Source organism: Anabaena sp. UHCC 0204 (assembly GCF_009711975.1).
Taxonomy (GTDB): Bacteria; Cyanobacteriota; Cyanobacteriia; order Cyanobacteriales; family Nostocaceae; genus Dolichospermum.
Genome location: NZ_VIKW01000014.1, coordinates 62198 through 79035, shown reverse-complemented (window position 1 = coordinate 79035; position 16838 = coordinate 62198). Strand labels below are relative to the sequence as shown.

Annotated in this window: 13 protein-coding genes; 5 read left to right on the top strand and 8 right to left on the bottom strand. The window is 40.6% G+C overall.

Annotated elements, in window-relative coordinates:
• Positions 1-19 precede the first annotated feature (19 nt).
• The 4 genes from FJR04_RS13565 to FJR04_RS13550 form a co-directional block, all read right to left on the bottom strand.
• Positions 20-397, bottom strand: coding sequence for a Mo-dependent nitrogenase C-terminal domain-containing protein (locus FJR04_RS13565; protein ID WP_168495571.1), 378 nt, complete (start codon positions 395-397; stop codon positions 20-22).
• Positions 398-1264: 867 nt separating this feature from the next.
• On the bottom strand, positions 1265-3031 hold the full coding sequence (locus FJR04_RS13560) for a ribonuclease J (RefSeq protein ID WP_168495569.1): 1767 nt from the start codon (positions 3029-3031) through the stop codon (positions 1265-1267).
• A 237-nt stretch (positions 3032-3268) separates the two neighbouring features.
• Positions 3269-4153 carry a 4-hydroxy-tetrahydrodipicolinate synthase gene (gene dapA / locus FJR04_RS13555; RefSeq protein ID WP_168495567.1) on the bottom strand — a complete coding sequence of 295 codons (885 nt, stop codon included), beginning with the start codon at positions 4151-4153 and terminating at the stop codon, positions 3269-3271.
• A gap of 131 nt (positions 4154-4284) precedes the next feature.
• Positions 4285-5307, bottom strand: a complete 1023-nt coding sequence (locus FJR04_RS13550; RefSeq protein WP_168495565.1) for an aspartate-semialdehyde dehydrogenase — start codon at positions 5305-5307, stop codon at positions 4285-4287.
• A 1045-nt stretch (positions 5308-6352) separates the two neighbouring features.
• Here FJR04_RS13550 and tig point away from each other — a divergent pair.
• From tig to FJR04_RS13530, 4 genes are all read left to right on the top strand, one after another.
• Positions 6353-7747, top strand: a complete 1395-nt coding sequence (gene tig / locus FJR04_RS13545) for a trigger factor (protein ID WP_168495563.1) — start codon at positions 6353-6355, stop codon at positions 7745-7747.
• 170 nt (positions 7748-7917) lie between these two features.
• Entirely contained in the window at positions 7918-8595 is a 678-nt protein-coding gene (gene clpP / locus FJR04_RS13540; protein ID WP_168495561.1) for an ATP-dependent Clp endopeptidase proteolytic subunit ClpP, read from the top strand.
• A gap of 30 nt (positions 8596-8625) precedes the next feature.
• Positions 8626-9969, top strand: a complete 1344-nt coding sequence (gene clpX, locus FJR04_RS13535) for an ATP-dependent protease ATP-binding subunit ClpX (protein WP_168495559.1) — start codon at positions 8626-8628, stop codon at positions 9967-9969.
• A 71-nt stretch (positions 9970-10040) separates the two neighbouring features.
• Positions 10041-10892: an alpha/beta fold hydrolase gene (locus FJR04_RS13530; protein WP_168495557.1), complete on the top strand. Its 852-nt coding sequence runs from the start codon at positions 10041-10043 to the stop codon at positions 10890-10892.
• Positions 10893-11052: 160 nt separating this feature from the next.
• Here the strand turns inward: FJR04_RS13530 and ureC are convergent, their stop codons facing one another.
• The 3 genes from ureC to FJR04_RS13515 all read right to left on the bottom strand — a co-directional run bounded on the left by ureC (position 11053) and on the right by FJR04_RS13515 (position 14817).
• Entirely contained in the window at positions 11053-12759 is a 1707-nt protein-coding gene (ureC, locus tag FJR04_RS13525) for an urease subunit alpha (RefSeq protein ID WP_168495555.1), read from the bottom strand.
• A gap of 293 nt (positions 12760-13052) precedes the next feature.
• On the bottom strand, positions 13053-13619 hold the full coding sequence (locus tag FJR04_RS13520) for a phycobiliprotein lyase (protein WP_168495553.1): 567 nt from the start codon (positions 13617-13619) through the stop codon (positions 13053-13055).
• Between the two features lie 517 nt (positions 13620-14136).
• Positions 14137-14817 (bottom strand): HEAT repeat domain-containing protein, encoded by a 681-nt coding sequence (locus FJR04_RS13515; RefSeq protein WP_168495551.1) that lies wholly within the window; start codon positions 14815-14817, stop codon positions 14137-14139.
• A gap of 318 nt (positions 14818-15135) precedes the next feature.
• Between FJR04_RS13515 and FJR04_RS13510 the strand changes: the two genes are divergently transcribed.
• Complete coding sequence (locus FJR04_RS13510) at positions 15136-15687, top strand: ferritin-like domain-containing protein (RefSeq protein WP_168495549.1); 552 nt, start codon at positions 15136-15138, stop codon at positions 15685-15687.
• 79 nt (positions 15688-15766) lie between these two features.
• Here the strand turns inward: FJR04_RS13510 and FJR04_RS13505 are convergent, their stop codons facing one another.
• On the bottom strand, positions 15767-16426 hold the full coding sequence (locus FJR04_RS13505) for a fasciclin domain-containing protein (RefSeq protein WP_168495547.1): 660 nt from the start codon (positions 16424-16426) through the stop codon (positions 15767-15769).
• Positions 16427-16838: the final 412 nt, after the last annotated feature.

Genomic DNA, 16838 nt, shown 5'->3' with positions numbered 1-16838 from the left:
GTAATTCAAAAATCAGCAATTAGCAATATTGTGATATGTCCTCGCCACACGCATCAGCTAAATAGCACATTGCTCTAAATCGTAAACCTACTACTTCTTCGTACAAAGGGTTAAGTTTACACATTGGGGGAATGTGAAACAGGGTTTTACCGAATACTTGGACATCACGCTCAAATGGACACTGAGACGGGATGAATTTACACAACCGATGAGCTAATAGGCGATCGCTTACTTGAAAGTTGTCTACCCAATTTCGTAACGGACCAAATAAGTCCCAAAGAGGTTTAGATGCAACATTGTGTAACGGACTAACATTAGCTTCACCAGCGTCTACATGATGTAGAGAAATCCAACTTACTAGGAAAATCTTTTTGCTGGTATTTTTAGATACCTTCATGGTAATGCCTCTCTTCTTATGAGGGTATTCACCTTACGGATGAATATACAATATGACAAGAACCTAAATCGAAAAACAGTATTATGACGGAAATTTTGTCAAAAGTGGAATGAACTGCTGCCTCTTTTTAATCTATGTATTGATACGTTACTTTAAACGTAATTTCCCAAAAGCAATACTGTATTTATTTAATCTTATTGATAACTTGACACAGTTAAAATTTTAGTGAAGACATCTGCCTTTAGACGTGATTTTTTTTAACTGTAACATAACTTAATACAGTCATGATTATCAATAATCAAGATTAAGTAAAATACTTGCAAATAGCTAACTCCAGGCAGTTATTTCTACTAATTTTGCCATTTATAGTCAATTATGTTGAATCTGCCTAGCTTTAGCTCTTGGTTACAACTCCAGTTTACGAATGAACTTGTTTTTTCTGGACTGAGTTGATGCTGCTGTGGTGTTGATAACTTTGGGAATTCTAAATTGACAGGAAACTGGCTAGAACATAGATGCCAACACCATTGTATTTTTGTTGAGTCTGATGGTGATTAGCTCCAACCTTACCTATGCTAGATTTTCCTGCCAAGCAATGATGCTGCTATTGAACTCTGCCCCTAGTCCTTTAGATTGATTGATGGCTCTAACTTTCGGCTGTGGTATCCTCTCGCCCTTCTTTCTCCATGACACCATAACTCTAATTCTTACACCCCTCACTTTCAGTCTAACTCTATCTCTAGGCTTAACTACTCTTCTTAAATATTATTTGCAGGATACGTAAGATTGTTCTTTAAATCACATAAAAAAAACGCAAAGATGCTAAAAAACACCTTTGCGCCTTTGCGACTTTGCGTGAGCTAATTCTTAAGAAGCCACAGCAGTAGAACGAGTGCGTCGTCTTCTGCCATCAGAAACCTTCACAGGAGGCTCTTCCGGGATTTGCATTAACAAAGTCAAAGAAGGTTGACATTGCAACTCTCTCCGCATAGAACGAGCTAATTCACGTTCTAACATTTCTTGCAAACCACCCCAGTCTGTATCTGCGGGCTGTCCTTCTAGGGGAGAAAATTCTGACCACCGGACACCGAGAATTTCTTCAAGGCGCTGTTGTACCCATTTCTGTAAGAGCGATCGCTCGATACTTGTCACCACACCTTGCATATGCAGTTCTGGTCTAGCCATGAGCTTACCGTTCCAATCAATGGCAGCAGCAATAGTCACCATGCCTTCTGAAGCCATGCGTTGGCGTTCTTGCAATACTTGAGAACTCACCATGCCAGAACTAGAAGTATCTACCAATTCAATTCCAGATGGTACTTTTGCAGTAGCACGAATAGAATTTTCTGTCAACTCTATCACATCGCCATTTTGGATAATCACCATATTTTCCGCCGGGATGCCCATACTTTGAGCAGTTTGCGAATGCTTGACTAACATCCGATGTTCACCGTGGAATGGCACAAAGAACTTAGGACGAGTTAAAGCAATCATCAGCTTTTGTTCTTCCTGACAGCCATGTCCGGAAACGTGAATCCCTTTATCCCTTCCATAGACTACTTTTGCCCCTTGAATCATCAATTTATCAATGGTGTTCACCACTGCAATTGTGTTACCGGGAATGGGGTTAGCAGAGAATACAACTGTATCTCCTTGGCGAATTTTGATATGGGGGTGTTCTTTGTTAGCAATTCTGGTCATTGCTGCCATTCTTTCACCCTGAGAGCCAGTAGTTAAAATTAACACTCTATCATCTGGCATTCCCCGGACAGTATGCAACGGTTGGAACAGGCTATCTTCACATTTGATATAACCTAAATTCCGAGCGTGGGCGATTAAATTCAGCATTGAACGCCCTACAACTGTCACCACACGATTATGTTTTCTTGCTAGTTGCAAAATCATGTTGATGCGATGAACACTGGAAGCAAAGGTAGTGACAAATAAGCGTCCAGTCGCGTAGGAAAATTCTCGATCAAGGTTGGGAAAAACAGAACGTTCGGAAGGGGTAAATCCGGGAACTTCGGCGTTGGTGGAATCACTCAATAAGCAGAGTACGCCTTTTTCGCCATGTTCTGCTAGACGTTGTAAGTCGAATTTTTCACCATCTACGGGAGTATGATCAATTTTGAAGTCTCCCGTGTGGATAACTACGCCCAATGGTGTATGAATAGCAACAGTAAAACTATCAGCGATGGAGTGGGTGTTGCGGATATATTCGGCAAAGAAATGTTGACCAATTCTTACCACGTCGCGGGGCATGACTGTTCTTAATTCTGTGCGATCGCGCACTCCTGCTTCTTCTAATTTCCCTTCTAGCATTGCCATTGCTAGTCTTGGTCCATGAATCACAGGAATATCAAATTGCTTCAAGTGAAAAGCAATGCCCCCAATATGGTCTTCATGACCATGAGTGACGATCATGCCTTTAATCTTATGGCGATTTTCCCGCAGGTAGGTTGTATCTGGTAATACAATATTTACCCCGTGCATGGCCTCTGTAGGAAATGCTAATCCTGCATCTAAGAGAATAATTTCGTCGTCATACTCGAAAACGCAAGTATTTTTACCTATTTCGTGTAGACCACCCAAAGGAATAATTTTGAGAGTGGGATTAGTTTCGGTTTTAGACATTTTCTCCTGGAGATTGTTGTTGGTTGTTAATCAGTTGATAGTTCGGTTTCTTGTATGAAAGAAAACACCAAATTTCTGTTTAAATTCAGCTTTTATGCAGTCCTATGCAATTGTGTTTACGTAAAACGGACTTAAAACTGAATGGTTTTTATATGGTTCAGTTGTAGCACAGGTGTTTCAATTGCAATCAAATAACAATTCATACACATTATTTATAAGTCGCTTACTTATTGCTGTTTAGATTAAATTCAGCTTTTCCATGACTGATTTTAATTTTTGAGAAACATCCAGATCAGCTTCACATAGGGGTGGCCGAGTTGAACCTACTTCCCAACCTTGCAGTTTTAGTGCTTCTTTGACAGGAATGGGATTTGTAGTTAAAAATAAAGCTTTAAACAATGGAAACAGTTGTAGATGAATGTCGGTAGCAATTTGAGTTTTTCCTACTTGCCATGCTTGAATCATCTCTTGGAGTTGATTACCAACCAAATGAGAAGCCACGCTGATCACACCTTGAGCGCCTATTGCTAACATAGGTAAGGTTAAAGAATCATCCCCAGCGTAAATCTGAAATTCTTTTGGTGTCAAGCGACGGATTTCACTAACTTGATCTAAGTTGCCACTGGCTTCTTTAATTCCTACAATATTATCAATTTCTGATAACCGTACTACTGTTTCTGGATTGAGGTTTTGGCCAGTCCGACCGGGGATGTTATATAGTATCATTGGCAAGTCAGGACAGGATTGCGCTATTGCCTGAAAGTGCTGATATAACCCAGATTGCGGCGGTTTATTGTAATATGGGACTACTTGTAAAGAACCATGTACTCCTATTTTAGCTGCTTTTTGAGTGGCGGCGATCGCTTCTTTAGTGTAATTAGAACCACACCCAGCAATTACTTTAGCTTTACCCGATACGGCTTGCAATACCTCAACAAATAATTGGTATTCTTCATCCCAACTCAGTGTAGGGGATTCCCCTGTTGTTCCACACACCACTAAAGCATCTGTGCCGTTGTTAACTAAATGATCTGCTAGTTTGGCTACCACATCATAGTTAATACTACCATCTGCTTTAAACGGCGTAATCATAGCCGTTACAATTGTACCAAAATCTCCCACCCTTTTTTCTCCTCATTTATCAGTTTTTAGTCGTATGGGCGTGTTTAGCAGATAAATATAGCTACTATTTGATAATTTATATATAAAACCCGCCCACATATTGGAATTATCAGTTATTTCCCCACCTCAAATTAATGACTAAACCAATCTTTGTTTACTAATAACTCCGCAATTTGAACTGCGTTTAATGCTGCACCTTTACGGATTTGATCGCCACATAGCCACAATTCTAAACCACAAGGATGAGAAATATCCTGACGAATTCTCCCCACTAAAATTTCATCTTTTCCACTGGCATCTATTGGCATCGGAAAATAATTTTTTTGCCAATCTTCTACTAATTTAACACCAGGTGATTTACTCAATATTTCTCTAGCTGTATCTGGATTAAAAGGTGTATCAAATTCTAGATTAATTGCCTCAGAATGGGCGCGGAGTACGGGAACTCGTACACAAGTAGCTGTAATTCTGATTTCTTGATTACCGAATATTTTGCGAGTTTCGTTCACCATTTTCATTTCTTCCTCGCAATATCCCCAAGCAGTTAAAGGGGAATTATGGGGAAATAAATTAAATGCCAACGGATAAGGTAATACCTCTGCTACTGGTTGCTTTCCTTGTAGTATAGCGCCACTTTGGATTTTGACTTCCTCCATCGCCTTTGCCCCAGCACCACTAGCTGATTGATAGGTAGCGGCAATAATCCTTTTGACTGGTTTTACTTGATGTAATGGCCACACTGCCAATGACATCAGAATTGTCGTACAGTTGGGATTAGCGATAATTCCTTGATGATTAGATGCGGCTTGGGGATTTACCTCTGGCACTACTAAAGGTACATCTGGGTTCATGCGGAAGGCGCTGGAATTATCAATTACCACTCCTCCTTTTTCTACAGCTATGCCTGCCCAAGCTTTGGAGATACTGCCCCCAGCACTGGCTAAGACTAAATCTACATGATCAAAGGAATGATTACTGACAGCCTCTACTGATATATCTTCTCCTTTGAATCTTAGTTTTTGTCCAGCACTGCGTTCTGATGCCAACAATTTGAGGTCAGCTAGGGGAAAATTTCGGCTTTCTAGTAATTCTAGCAACTCTGTGCCTACAGCACCCGTTGCTCCCAAAATAGCTACACGATAGGATTTAGACAAACTCAACTCCTCCTTTAAGAGGTTATTAACACGTTTTCTTTTCGGAACAAGCAAAAAAACAAATATCTCTGTTGTTGATCTCAACAGCCGATGTTAAATAATAAAATTTGAATATTTTTGGAATTTTATCTCAGTTTTTGACGATTATTGAGGAATTTGAGACGCATTTGTTTATATTGCAGTTAAAAAATAGATGATATCGTAGTTTACAGCAATTTATTAATAACAATCAAAGATACTACCGTATAATGTTCTATCATACAACAAGCTGCAAAAAAAGGAAACTCAGAAAAATTAACATTTAGATATTTTTGATCAGCTGGGATTGTAAAGTTATATTACCGGAACTAGGGCGACTATCTTGAATCAGTGGGATATATTACTAGAAACTCCCTACTAACTTCTTTACGCCGGCCTCACGAACTAGATTATACCTTGCTACGTCCACTAGTACCGCAGGGCGGAATTAAAAAATCATGATTAGAAATTCCCAAAGCAGATGGAACAAGCTTGTTAAGGATTTTGAATGATTTGCTTATTTACGTCATTGTGTAATAGTCGTAGAGAACTCATTTTGAATTAACACTCACCTACTTAGTCCTAATTCTGATGTTAGGATAGTTTAATCAGTACAAGATTAAAAACCTACCTCCGGACTGGGGGAAAGTCTACGCCCGAAACAACCTTGAGGAGATATCACTACGCCCTACTGGGCAAACGTGGTGAGCCTGAGAACCTGTGTAAACAGGATATTAAGACTGTGAAGTCTTAAGAATTTCCTTGCCTTTAGGCAGGAGAGTGTCAAGTTTTGAGAAAGTTTTCAGTGCCTTGCTTTTGGCCGTAAACTGGATATCTGCTAGAGGTAATCATCCATTTTTGGATTTGAATAATGCCTGATCAGCATATCCTCACCGTGAGATATTCAAGATAGAAACGCCTGAAAATGGTGATAGCCGAAGCCGTGAGCGATCGCTTCCCGTGGTGATAGGCAATTGCGTCTTGTGTGTACTCGTAAATAAAAATACCAGAAAAATAGAAACAAAGCATGAAAGTTACCCAGGAAAGACTTCCCGCCAGTCAAATTGGTTTAGAAATAGAAATTACACCGGAAATTACCAAACAAAAATACGATCAAGTCATTAGAAATTTAAGCAATACCGTCAACATTCCTGGGTTTCGTAAAGGCAAAGTACCCCGGCAAGTATTAATCCAACGCCTCGGAACTACTCGTGTCAAGGCGGCCGCCCTGGAAGAAATAATTCAAGAAGGTATTGAGCAAGCAATTAAACAAGAAGCCATTGCCGCGATTGGTCAACCGCAATTACGCTCTTCCTTCGATGATTTGATTAATAATTATGACCCCGGCCAACCTTTGACTATTTCTGCTGCGGTGGATACAGTCCCAGAAATCAAGTTAAACCAATACACTGGGTTAGAGGCCAAAGCCGAGGAAATCAAATATGATCCTACCCAAGTAGATACAATCATCGAAGAACAAAGAGCAAAATTAGCAACATTAGTCCCTGTAGAAGGACGTGCAGCCGCAATTGGTGATGTGGCTGTAATTGATTTTAAAGGTGTGATTGCTAAAGCAGAAGGTGAAGACCCCGACACCGAACCAAAACCAATTCCCGGTGGAGAAGGAACTGATTTTCAAGTTGAGTTACAAGAAGATAAGTTTATCCCCGGTTTTGTCTTGGGTATAGTGGGCATGAACCCTGGAGAAACCAAAGAAGTCTCGGCTCAATTCCCAGATCCTTACGCTAACGAAGAATTATCTGGTAAAGCGGCTCTGTTTACCATCACACTTAAAGAAATCAAAACCAAAGAACTACCAGAGTTAGATGATGATTTCGCCCAAGAAGTCAGTGAATTTGAGACATTAGATCAATTACGGGCATCCTTGGAAGAACGGTATCAAAAAGAAGCCGCAGATAAAACCAAAGAGAATCAGCAAGAAGCTTTATTAAAAGAACTGCTCAACTATGTAGAAATAGACTTACCGACAACATTCATTGATCAAGAAGTTGATGCTATGCTGACACAAACAGCAATGAAGCTGTCTCAGCAGGGGATAGATGTTAAAAAGCTATTTACCCAAGATATTATTCCCCAATTGCGAGATAGATCAAAGCCTGAAGCGATAGATCGTCTTAAACGTTCTCTCTCTTTACAAGAAATTGGCAAACGCGAATCCATCGCAGTGACAGCAGCAGAAGTTCAAGCTAGAGTCACAGAGTTGATGGTAGAGTATCCTGATCAAGACTTGGATGAAGATAGACTGCGTGGAGTAGTCGAAGAAGAACTTTTAACCAAAAAGATTGTTGATTGGTTACTAGAACACTCTTCTGTGGAATTAGTCCCAGAAGGTTCTTTAACTGCTATAGAAGCAGAAACAGATTCAGCAGTTCCAGAAGCAGAAACCAGTAATCCTGAGTAATAGGATAGGTGACAGATGACAGGTGACAGGTGACAGGTTAACCAGCGCGGTCTTGGGGGTTTCCCCCTTGCTTCCTGCCCCCTGCTCCCCTGCCTCTTACCCCTGACTCCTACTATATGAGGCATAATGGTTAAGAGTTCACGATTCCATTTATTGTTAAATATTCTAGTATGCTTGTATCGCAGTCGGGAAATTACCCAATCACGAGCTTGAGTCCCATCAGCATTAACAGCAATTTCAGCAGCCCTAGCAACATCGTACCGATGGTGGTAGAACAGTCTGGTATGGGAGAAAGAGCATTTGATATCTACTCCCGCCTACTACGCGAGCGGATTATTTTCTTGGGAACACCCATAGATGATGTTGTCGCTAACTCTATTGTTGCCCAATTACTATTCCTCGATTCTGAAGATGCAGAAAAGGATATTCAACTGTACATAAATTCTCCTGGTGGCTCTGTCTACGCAGGTATGGCAATTTATGATACAATTCAACAAATACGTCCCGATGTTGTCACCATCTGCTTTGGACTAGCCGCGAGCATGGGGGCCTTTTTATTAACATCTGGAACTCCAGGAAAGCGGATGTCTTTACCTGACTCCCGGATTATGATTCACCAACCCCTTGGTGGCGCTCAAGGACAAGCCATTGACATTGAAATTCAAGCGCGAGAAATTCTGTATATTAAGGGTGAGTTAAATCAATTAATGGCCAAACATACTGGTCAACCCTTAGAAAAACTTGAAGCTGATACAGAACGCGACTTTTTTATGTCAGCAGAAGAGGCGAAGAATTATGGTTTGATCGATCAGGTCATTTCTAGACAAAATCTTCCCACAGCAGGGTAAAACGTCACCATTCTGAAATAAGAGGCTGATATGTCTAAGTACGACTCCCATTTAAAATGTTCATTTTGTGGTAAGTCTCAAGAGCAGGTGCGTAAGTTAATCGCGGGTCCGGGAGTCTACATCTGCGATGAATGCGTTGACTTGTGTAATGAAATCCTCGATGAGGAATTGCTGGATACCAATACTGCGGCGGCGCAACCAGCCCAAAAGTCAGAACCACCTGAAAAACAACGTCGTACCCGTTCGGCTAATCTCTCGTTTAATCAAATTCCTAAACCGAGAGAGATTAAAAAATATTTAGACGAACACGTTATCGGCCAAGATGAAGCCAAAAAAGTGCTATCTGTGGCTGTTTACAATCACTACAAACGCTTGGCTGTGATTCAGTCTAAAGCCAGTGGAAAATCGGGATCTGATGATGCTATTGAACTACAAAAGTCTAATATCTTGCTCATTGGACCAACTGGTTGCGGGAAAACTCTCTTAGCGCAAACTCTAGCCAAAATTCTGGATGTTCCCTTTGCTGTTGCTGATGCCACAACCTTAACTGAAGCGGGGTATGTGGGGGAAGATGTGGAAAATATCTTGTTGCGACTGTTGCAAGTGGCAGATTTGGATGTAGAAGAAGCTCAACGGGGCATTATCTATATTGATGAAATTGACAAAATCGCCCGCAAAAGCGAAAATCCCTCCATTACTAGAGATGTTTCCGGAGAAGGTGTACAGCAAGCTTTACTAAAAATGTTAGAGGGGACTGTGGCTAATGTCCCACCCCAAGGCGGACGCAAGCACCCATATCAAGATTGTATCCAAATTGATACGAGCAATATCTTGTTTGTTTGTGGTGGTGCTTTCGTTGGTTTAGATAAAGTGGTAGATCAGAGAGTTGGGAAAAAGTCAATAGGCTTTGTCCAACCAGGAGAAGGACAAAGTAAGGAAAAACGAACTGCTGATACATTGCGTCATCTCGAACCAGATGATTTGGTGAAATTTGGGATGATTCCTGAGTTTATTGGGCGGATTCCTATGGTGGCTGTGGTAGATCCTCTGGATGAGGATGCGCTGATGGCAATTTTGACTGAGCCACGTAGTGCTTTGGTGAAACAGTACCAAAAACTACTAAACATGGATAATGTCCAGTTAGATTTTAAAACAGATGCTTTGAAAGCGATCGCTCAAGAAGCCTATCGGCGGAAAACTGGGGCGCGGGCTTTACGAGGTATTGTGGAAGAGTTGATGCTGGATGTCATGTATGAGTTACCTTCCCGTAAGGATGTGACTTGCTGTACTATCACGAGAGAAATGGTTGAGAAGCGTTCAACGGCTGAACTATTAGTACATCCGTCTTCTTTACCTAAACCAGAATCGGCTTAATTGATAATTGATAATTGACAATTGACAATTGACAATTATCAATTTTTAATTTTAATTTTTACTTGTGACAAATGAGTTATATAAACGTTCGGGGTGTTGAGCATTATTACGAGTGGATGAAAAAACCATCAGATGTTATTAAACCTGTGATGGTTTTTTTGCATGGTTGGGCGGGTTCGGCTAGATACTGGCAAAGTACGGCGGAAGCTTTATTAGATGACTTTGATTGTTTACTCTATGATATGCGCGGTTTTGGGCGTTCTCAGGCTAAATTTAGCCGAGAAAAACCCCCTGGAATTGAAAATTTAAGTTATCAATTAGAGGATTACGCTGAGGATTTAGCAGCTTTATTAGATGGGTTGCACCTGGGGCGTGTTTATATTAATGCTCATTCTATGGGCGCTTCCATAGCTACTTTGTTTTTTAACCGCTATCCTCAAAAGGTGGAAAAGGGAATTTTAACTTGTAGTGGTATTTTTGAATATGATGAAAAGGCTTTTGCTGCTTTTTATAAATTCGGGGGATTAGTAGTTAAATTTCGTCCCAAATGGTTAGATAAAATCCCTTTGGCTGACAGAATGTTTATGGCTAGATTTCTCCACAGTCCTATTCCCAAATCTGAACGTCAGGCTTTTTTACAAGATTTCATTAATGCTGATTATGAAACAGCTTTGGGAACAATTTTCACGTCTGTTAGTAAAGAACAGGCGGATTTTATGCCCCAAGAATTTGCTAAATTAACTGTGCCGACGCTATTAATTGCGGGAGAATATGACATTATTATTCCGGCTGAATTGGCAAAAAGAGCCGCAGCACTAAATGATAAAGTCGAGTTGACTATTATTTCTAATACTGCACATTTTCCGATGTTGGAAGATCCAGAAACTTATTTAACAAAGGTAAAGGAATTTTTAAATAATTGACAATTGATAATTGACAATTGACAACGCTTAATAACCCAGATTCGAGACTATTCTGATCTGCTTCTAATTTTTCTTCAGTGACTGGGCGCAGGGACTGCGCCCCTACTCCTAGTCCTCACGAAATGACTTTCTCGGCAAACCCTAAGTCTTCCTGTGTGGACTAAAATAAAAAGTATCTTTGTGCCATTGGTAAAACTGTTGCAGGTTCACAGGTTAGTAATTCACCGTCTGCACGAACTTCGTAGGTTTCGGGATCTACTTCAATATGAGGTAAAGCATCATTTAATTTCATATCTCGCTTAGTTAATTGCCGAGTTCCTGAAACAGCGATCGCTAATTTTTTCAACCCTAATTGTTGAGGAATGTCTCTTGCCAAAGCTGCTTGAGAAACAAAAGTTAATGATGTGGCGTTTCTTGCACCAGCAAAACTACCAAACATGGGGCGCATATACACAGGCTGGGGTGTGGGAATACTAGCATTAGCATCGCCCATTTGTGACCAAGCAATCATGCCCCCTTTAATGACAATTTCCGGTTTGACACCAAAAAATGCAGGTTTCCACAAACACAAATCTGCTAATTTTCCTGCTTCCACAGATCCTACATAGTCAGCAATACCATGAGTAATAGCTGGATTAATTGTATATTTAGCAACGTATCTTTTGGCGCGTAAATTATCTGCATGGCGATCGCCCGCAAGACTTCCTCGCTGTACCTTCATTTTATGTGATGTCTGCCAAGTACGAATTATGACTTCGCCAACCCTTCCCATCGCTTGGGAATCGGAAGCAATCATACTAAATGCCCCTAAGTCGTGGAGAATATCTTCCGCCGCAATAGTTTCTCTACGGATACGAGACTCAGCAAAAGATACATCTTCAGGAATTGCCGGATCAAGGTGATGACATACCATCAACATATCCAGATGTTCATCGAGAGTGTTGACGGTGTAAGGACGAGTGGGGTTGGTGGAAGATGGTAAAACGTTACTTTGTCCACAAACTTTGATAATATCGGGTGCGTGTCCTCCTCCTGCCCCTTCGGTGTGGTAGGTATGAATAGCACGATGTTTAAAAGCGGCAATTGTATCTTCGACAAATCCGGCTTCGTTGAGGGTGTCAGTGTGAATGGCTACCTGCACATCATATTCATCAGCCACGGTGAGACAGGTGTCAATTGTGGCTGGAGTCGTTCCCCAGTCTTCATGGAGTTTTAACCCCATTGCCCCGGCTTCAATTTGTTCTACGAGTCCTTGAGGTTGGCTGGTATTACCTTTACCTAAAAATCCTAAATTGACAGGGAAAGCGTCAGCAGCTTGCAACATTCGGTACATATTCCAAGGACCAGGAGTGCAAGTTGTGGCATTTGTGCCTGTAGCGGGACCTGTACCACCACCGATCATTGTAGTAATGCCGGAGGCGATCGCTACTTCAATTTGTTGGGGACATATAAAATGAATGTGAGAATCTATTCCCCCCGCAGTCAGAATCATTCCTTCTCCTGCTAAGGCTTCAGTTCCCGGTCCGATAATAATATCTATATTGTCTTGAATATAAGGATTTCCGGCTTTACCAATTTTGTAAATTTTGCCGTCTTTAATGCCGATATCGGCTTTAACAATTCCCCACCAATCAAGAATTAAAGCATTAGTAATAACTAAATCTACAGCACCATCAGCATTAGAGATGGGGGATTGTCCCATGCCATCCCTAATAACTTTACCACCACCAAATTTCACTTCATCGCCGTAGGTTGTAAAGTCTTGTTCTACTTCAATAAATAATTCTGTGTCTGCTAATCTAATTTTATCGCCTACAGTTGGTCCGTAAGTTTCAGCGTAGGCACGACGATCCATTTTATAACTCATAACCACCCTTTCATAAATTAAGAACCTGTTCAGAGAGAATAAGGAACGGGCAATAGGGAACAGAAAAAACTCATGTTTAAAAACATCTTTTTTTGACTGAGCTTTAAACTGGTGCAAATGAGTGTTTCTTATCTGTTCCCTGTTCCCTGTTCCCTGTTCCCTTTTTGTCAGGACTTACGCACAAGTCACGAAGAAACGAACCACGAAGGAACGAAGAACACGAAGAAAAGAAGGTTTCAGAGATATTTTGCGTAAGTCCTATTTGTGTAATTTTCCCCTGTCCCGTTGCTTCCCTAACTGGTAGCAGAATTAGCTGCTTCAGTAGCTTTTGTAGATGCAGCGGTACTACCCATGCGGATTTCGGAAGTAAAGGAAGCCATACTAAAGCCACCAAACCGTTTGAGAACACTTACTCGCATCCGCAAATTGGGACTAGCAAACCATAACCTTTCTTCTGACCACATGGTTTCATACTCGGTGGTGAGAGTTAAAGCGCCATCACTGCCTATTTTATAGCTGCCAGCTACGGGTGCTTTTTCGGCGTAACCCATTTCTCTCAGTAATCTACCTTCATCTGGGTTATTGCGATCGGGAATGGTAGCTAAAACCGTAGAACCTTCATGTTTTTCCTCATCCCATTCCATTGTGCCGTTCCAGGTAACTCTTGCACCACAAGAAGCAGCACTAGGTTCAATTTCATACTGTTCACACAGTTTAATTACTTCTGGATGATCAGCGGCTAATGTCTCAATCACAATGTCTGATTTGCCGTCTTCAGACTGCTTGAACGCCAAATGGTGGCTAGTACGATGGGAAAACCATTTACCAGCACTTAACTCAAAAAATTCCTCAATGTTCATAAGACCTCGCGGTAAGTGGGAAACTCAGTTACTTTAGTGCTGAGAGGGAAGCGACTCAAGCGGTTAAAACCGCTTTGAATATTTTTTTATTACCGCCTTGGAGTCGGAAAATTCGGGGTACTTTTGTGATGTACTTTCAACGGGACAATTACCGATTCAAATTTTCCAACTCTGTACGCATAATGTATTGCACGCGATGTGCCTCCCATTTCTGGGGTAATGTTAGCTTTGACCAGTTATCAGAGCTTGTTAGGCTTGCAACACTGTTCCAGTGACCTTAGAACTGTTTAATCACAAGCGACAGAGCAGGGGACTAGCTACGCATCCACAGGGTGTCATGACTCAAATAACGGCTACCGTGAGAGTAAACTCAGGGTGGTCTGGTCAGTACGGCTTACTTGATTACTCTTGCAAGCCCAGTCCCTTTAGGGCTGGGTTACTGACAAACGAAGTTATCCTGCATCACAATTTTGAGTATTCCTCTTAATTTATTAAAAACTAGGAAGAGACTTTAATATCAACTAAGATTGTTTACTTCCTCAAGTCTTTGTAGAGAAATCCTTGCGGCTTCAGCAACGTTACTATGACTATCTTTTTCTAAATATTTTAAAGCCGAGACACTTTTAAGAGTGGGTAAATTGCCTAAAGCTTCAGCAAGACGCTGCCGTACTAACCAATCCTCTGATTGGGCAAAGCGCAGAATATATGTGACAGAATCGAGATCGCGGATTTCTCCCAAAGCAGAAATAGCAGCTTGTTGGATGACTATTTCTTCACTATTTAGCGCCTGGATGAGAATATCATGGGCGCGGGGGTCTTTAATATTACCTAAAGATACAGCAGCACTAAACCTAACTAACCAGTCTGTATCTTCATAGAAAGCCCGTGATAGCACTTCAACGGCTCGATTATCCTCAAGATATCCCAACGCACCAGCCGCATCAGCACGGATACCATAGTCTGGATCTGTTTCCAGAATTTTTACCAGGATAGAATAACACTCCGGCGTTTTTTTAATACCAAGAGCAAATATGGCCATGGAGCGCAGTTGTAGAGATTCATCATCCAAAACTTTTTTAATTAAAGGAACTGCATCATCAGCAGACACTTGGCGCAAACTAGCAAGAGCTACCATGCGATCGCGCAAATTTGGACTTTCTAATTGAGCGGAAATTACTTCTAAACTTGGAGCAGCCATTTATTTGACAGCATTTTCTTAATTTATCTTTACTTTAACGTAATTAGGAAGAAATCTATTGTCTCGCCTCTTCCTTCTGCCCTATTCCCCATGTGTGATCTTGTCACTTAAATAACAATCAGATTTCATCCCCATACTGTGTCTTGGGTATGAAGAGAATAGATCAAGGTGGACGTAGGGTTAATAGAACGACTATCAATACTGTGCGATTAAGGGGGCAAGGGATAGATCAAATTTTTCACTTTTACCCAAACTTCCTTAACTGACAAGTATTGGCACGACTGTTAAATATAGCTTCATACCATCAGGAGAATAATCATGGTTCAACTGAAAGAACGTCCAGGCACACAAAAAATCACCAACTTACAGCAAAAGTTTGTCTATGAAATTAACGCCATGTACGATGCTGAAAATCGCTTTTTAGAAGCCCAGCAGATGATGTGGCAATGTGGTCAAAATAGTAAGTTGAAGGCAGTGATTGAGACACATATTCAAGAAACTGAACAGCAGATTAGAAACCTGGAACAGGTGTTAAATGTCTTAGGAGAACAACCACAACGGATTACTTGTGATGTTGCAGCTAGTTTAATTAGTGAAGGTCAAAAATTTGCACTTCTAGCTGCTGATAATCCCAAACTTGTAGACTTAGGACTAGCAGGATGTAGTTGTAAGATCGAACAAATGGAAATTGCTTGTTATCGTGGTTTAATTAAAGTTGCGGAACAAATGGGACAAAACCAAGTTGTACAGTTGTTAGAGCAAAATTTACGCCAAGAAGAACAAACAGCACAAAAGCTTGAGCCGTTAATGATGCAGTTACTTCAAGACTTAAAGACAACTGATACCAAAACCACTGCTAAATCTCGTTAGATTGCCAAAGTCAGATCCCCGACTTCTCTAAAAAGTCGGGGATCTTGTTGTTAATAATTTAATTCCGCTCTGGGATAGTTTATAAGCTGGGTGGCAGAATCAAATTATCAATTTGATGAATAACTCCGTTGCTACCTTGAATATCTGCCTGAGTTACCTTTGCATCATTCACTTGAACGCCATTATTATCAACTTTGACAGTAATAGGATCTCCTTGTAAACTTTTCACTTCCCCAGATTTTAAATCACCGGAAAGTACCTTACCAGGTACTACATGATAGGTGAGAACCTTCAGCAATACTTCCTTATTTTCTGGCTTTAATAAATCTTGTACTGCGTCTTGTGGTAGTTTCGCAAATGCCTCATCTGTGGGAGCAAAAATAGTAAAAGGACCATCTCCTTGTAATGCTTCAGTGAGTCCTGCTGCTGTTAAAGCTTTAATAAGGGTTTTAAATGAACCATTGGCGTTAGCCAGCACTATTAAGTTCCTGGTTTCTGTTGTGGGTGTGGTGGGAGTAGTTGGGATTGTAGGAATTTCTGTTTCTGAAGGAGTAGGTTTGATGATAGGTGGGGTTTCACTAGGTCTTGTCCCCCGATTGTAAGGCGGTTCGTTGAAAATACTTGGTCTGGGATTGAGTAATTCTTTTGCTGGAGATGGGGTACTAATCAAAAGACTGGCACTAATTAATCCCATGATTGCAGTGATTCTGGTCAATAATTTGCTGTAATTCGCGTTCATAAATTTTGTTTGTATTGATTGTCTACAAGTTATATCAAGATTTATAACATTTTGCCAACTCGAAAATTTCTTTAATTTTGTCAATATGAATCTATCTGCAAATTTAGGAGTCGGTCGCCATTAGTGAAAATATTTGTAAAATTAGGCAATTTTATGCTAAGTTGTAATTTGCATCGTCAAAAAAGTTAAAAAGTTGTATTATTTTCATTCATATCAATCGCTATAATCCCCCATTAATTATCAGACATACAGGATTCTTAAACATCCTCATTTGCATCTTATGAAAAATGAGGGAAAGTTAAGACTCATCATTAAAATATGAGAGAATCTAAAACTAAGAGTATATTTGTCCGCTAGTTAAGTCCTATGAAATAGCTCGAAAATATAAAACATCCCTTGTTAGGATAATTAA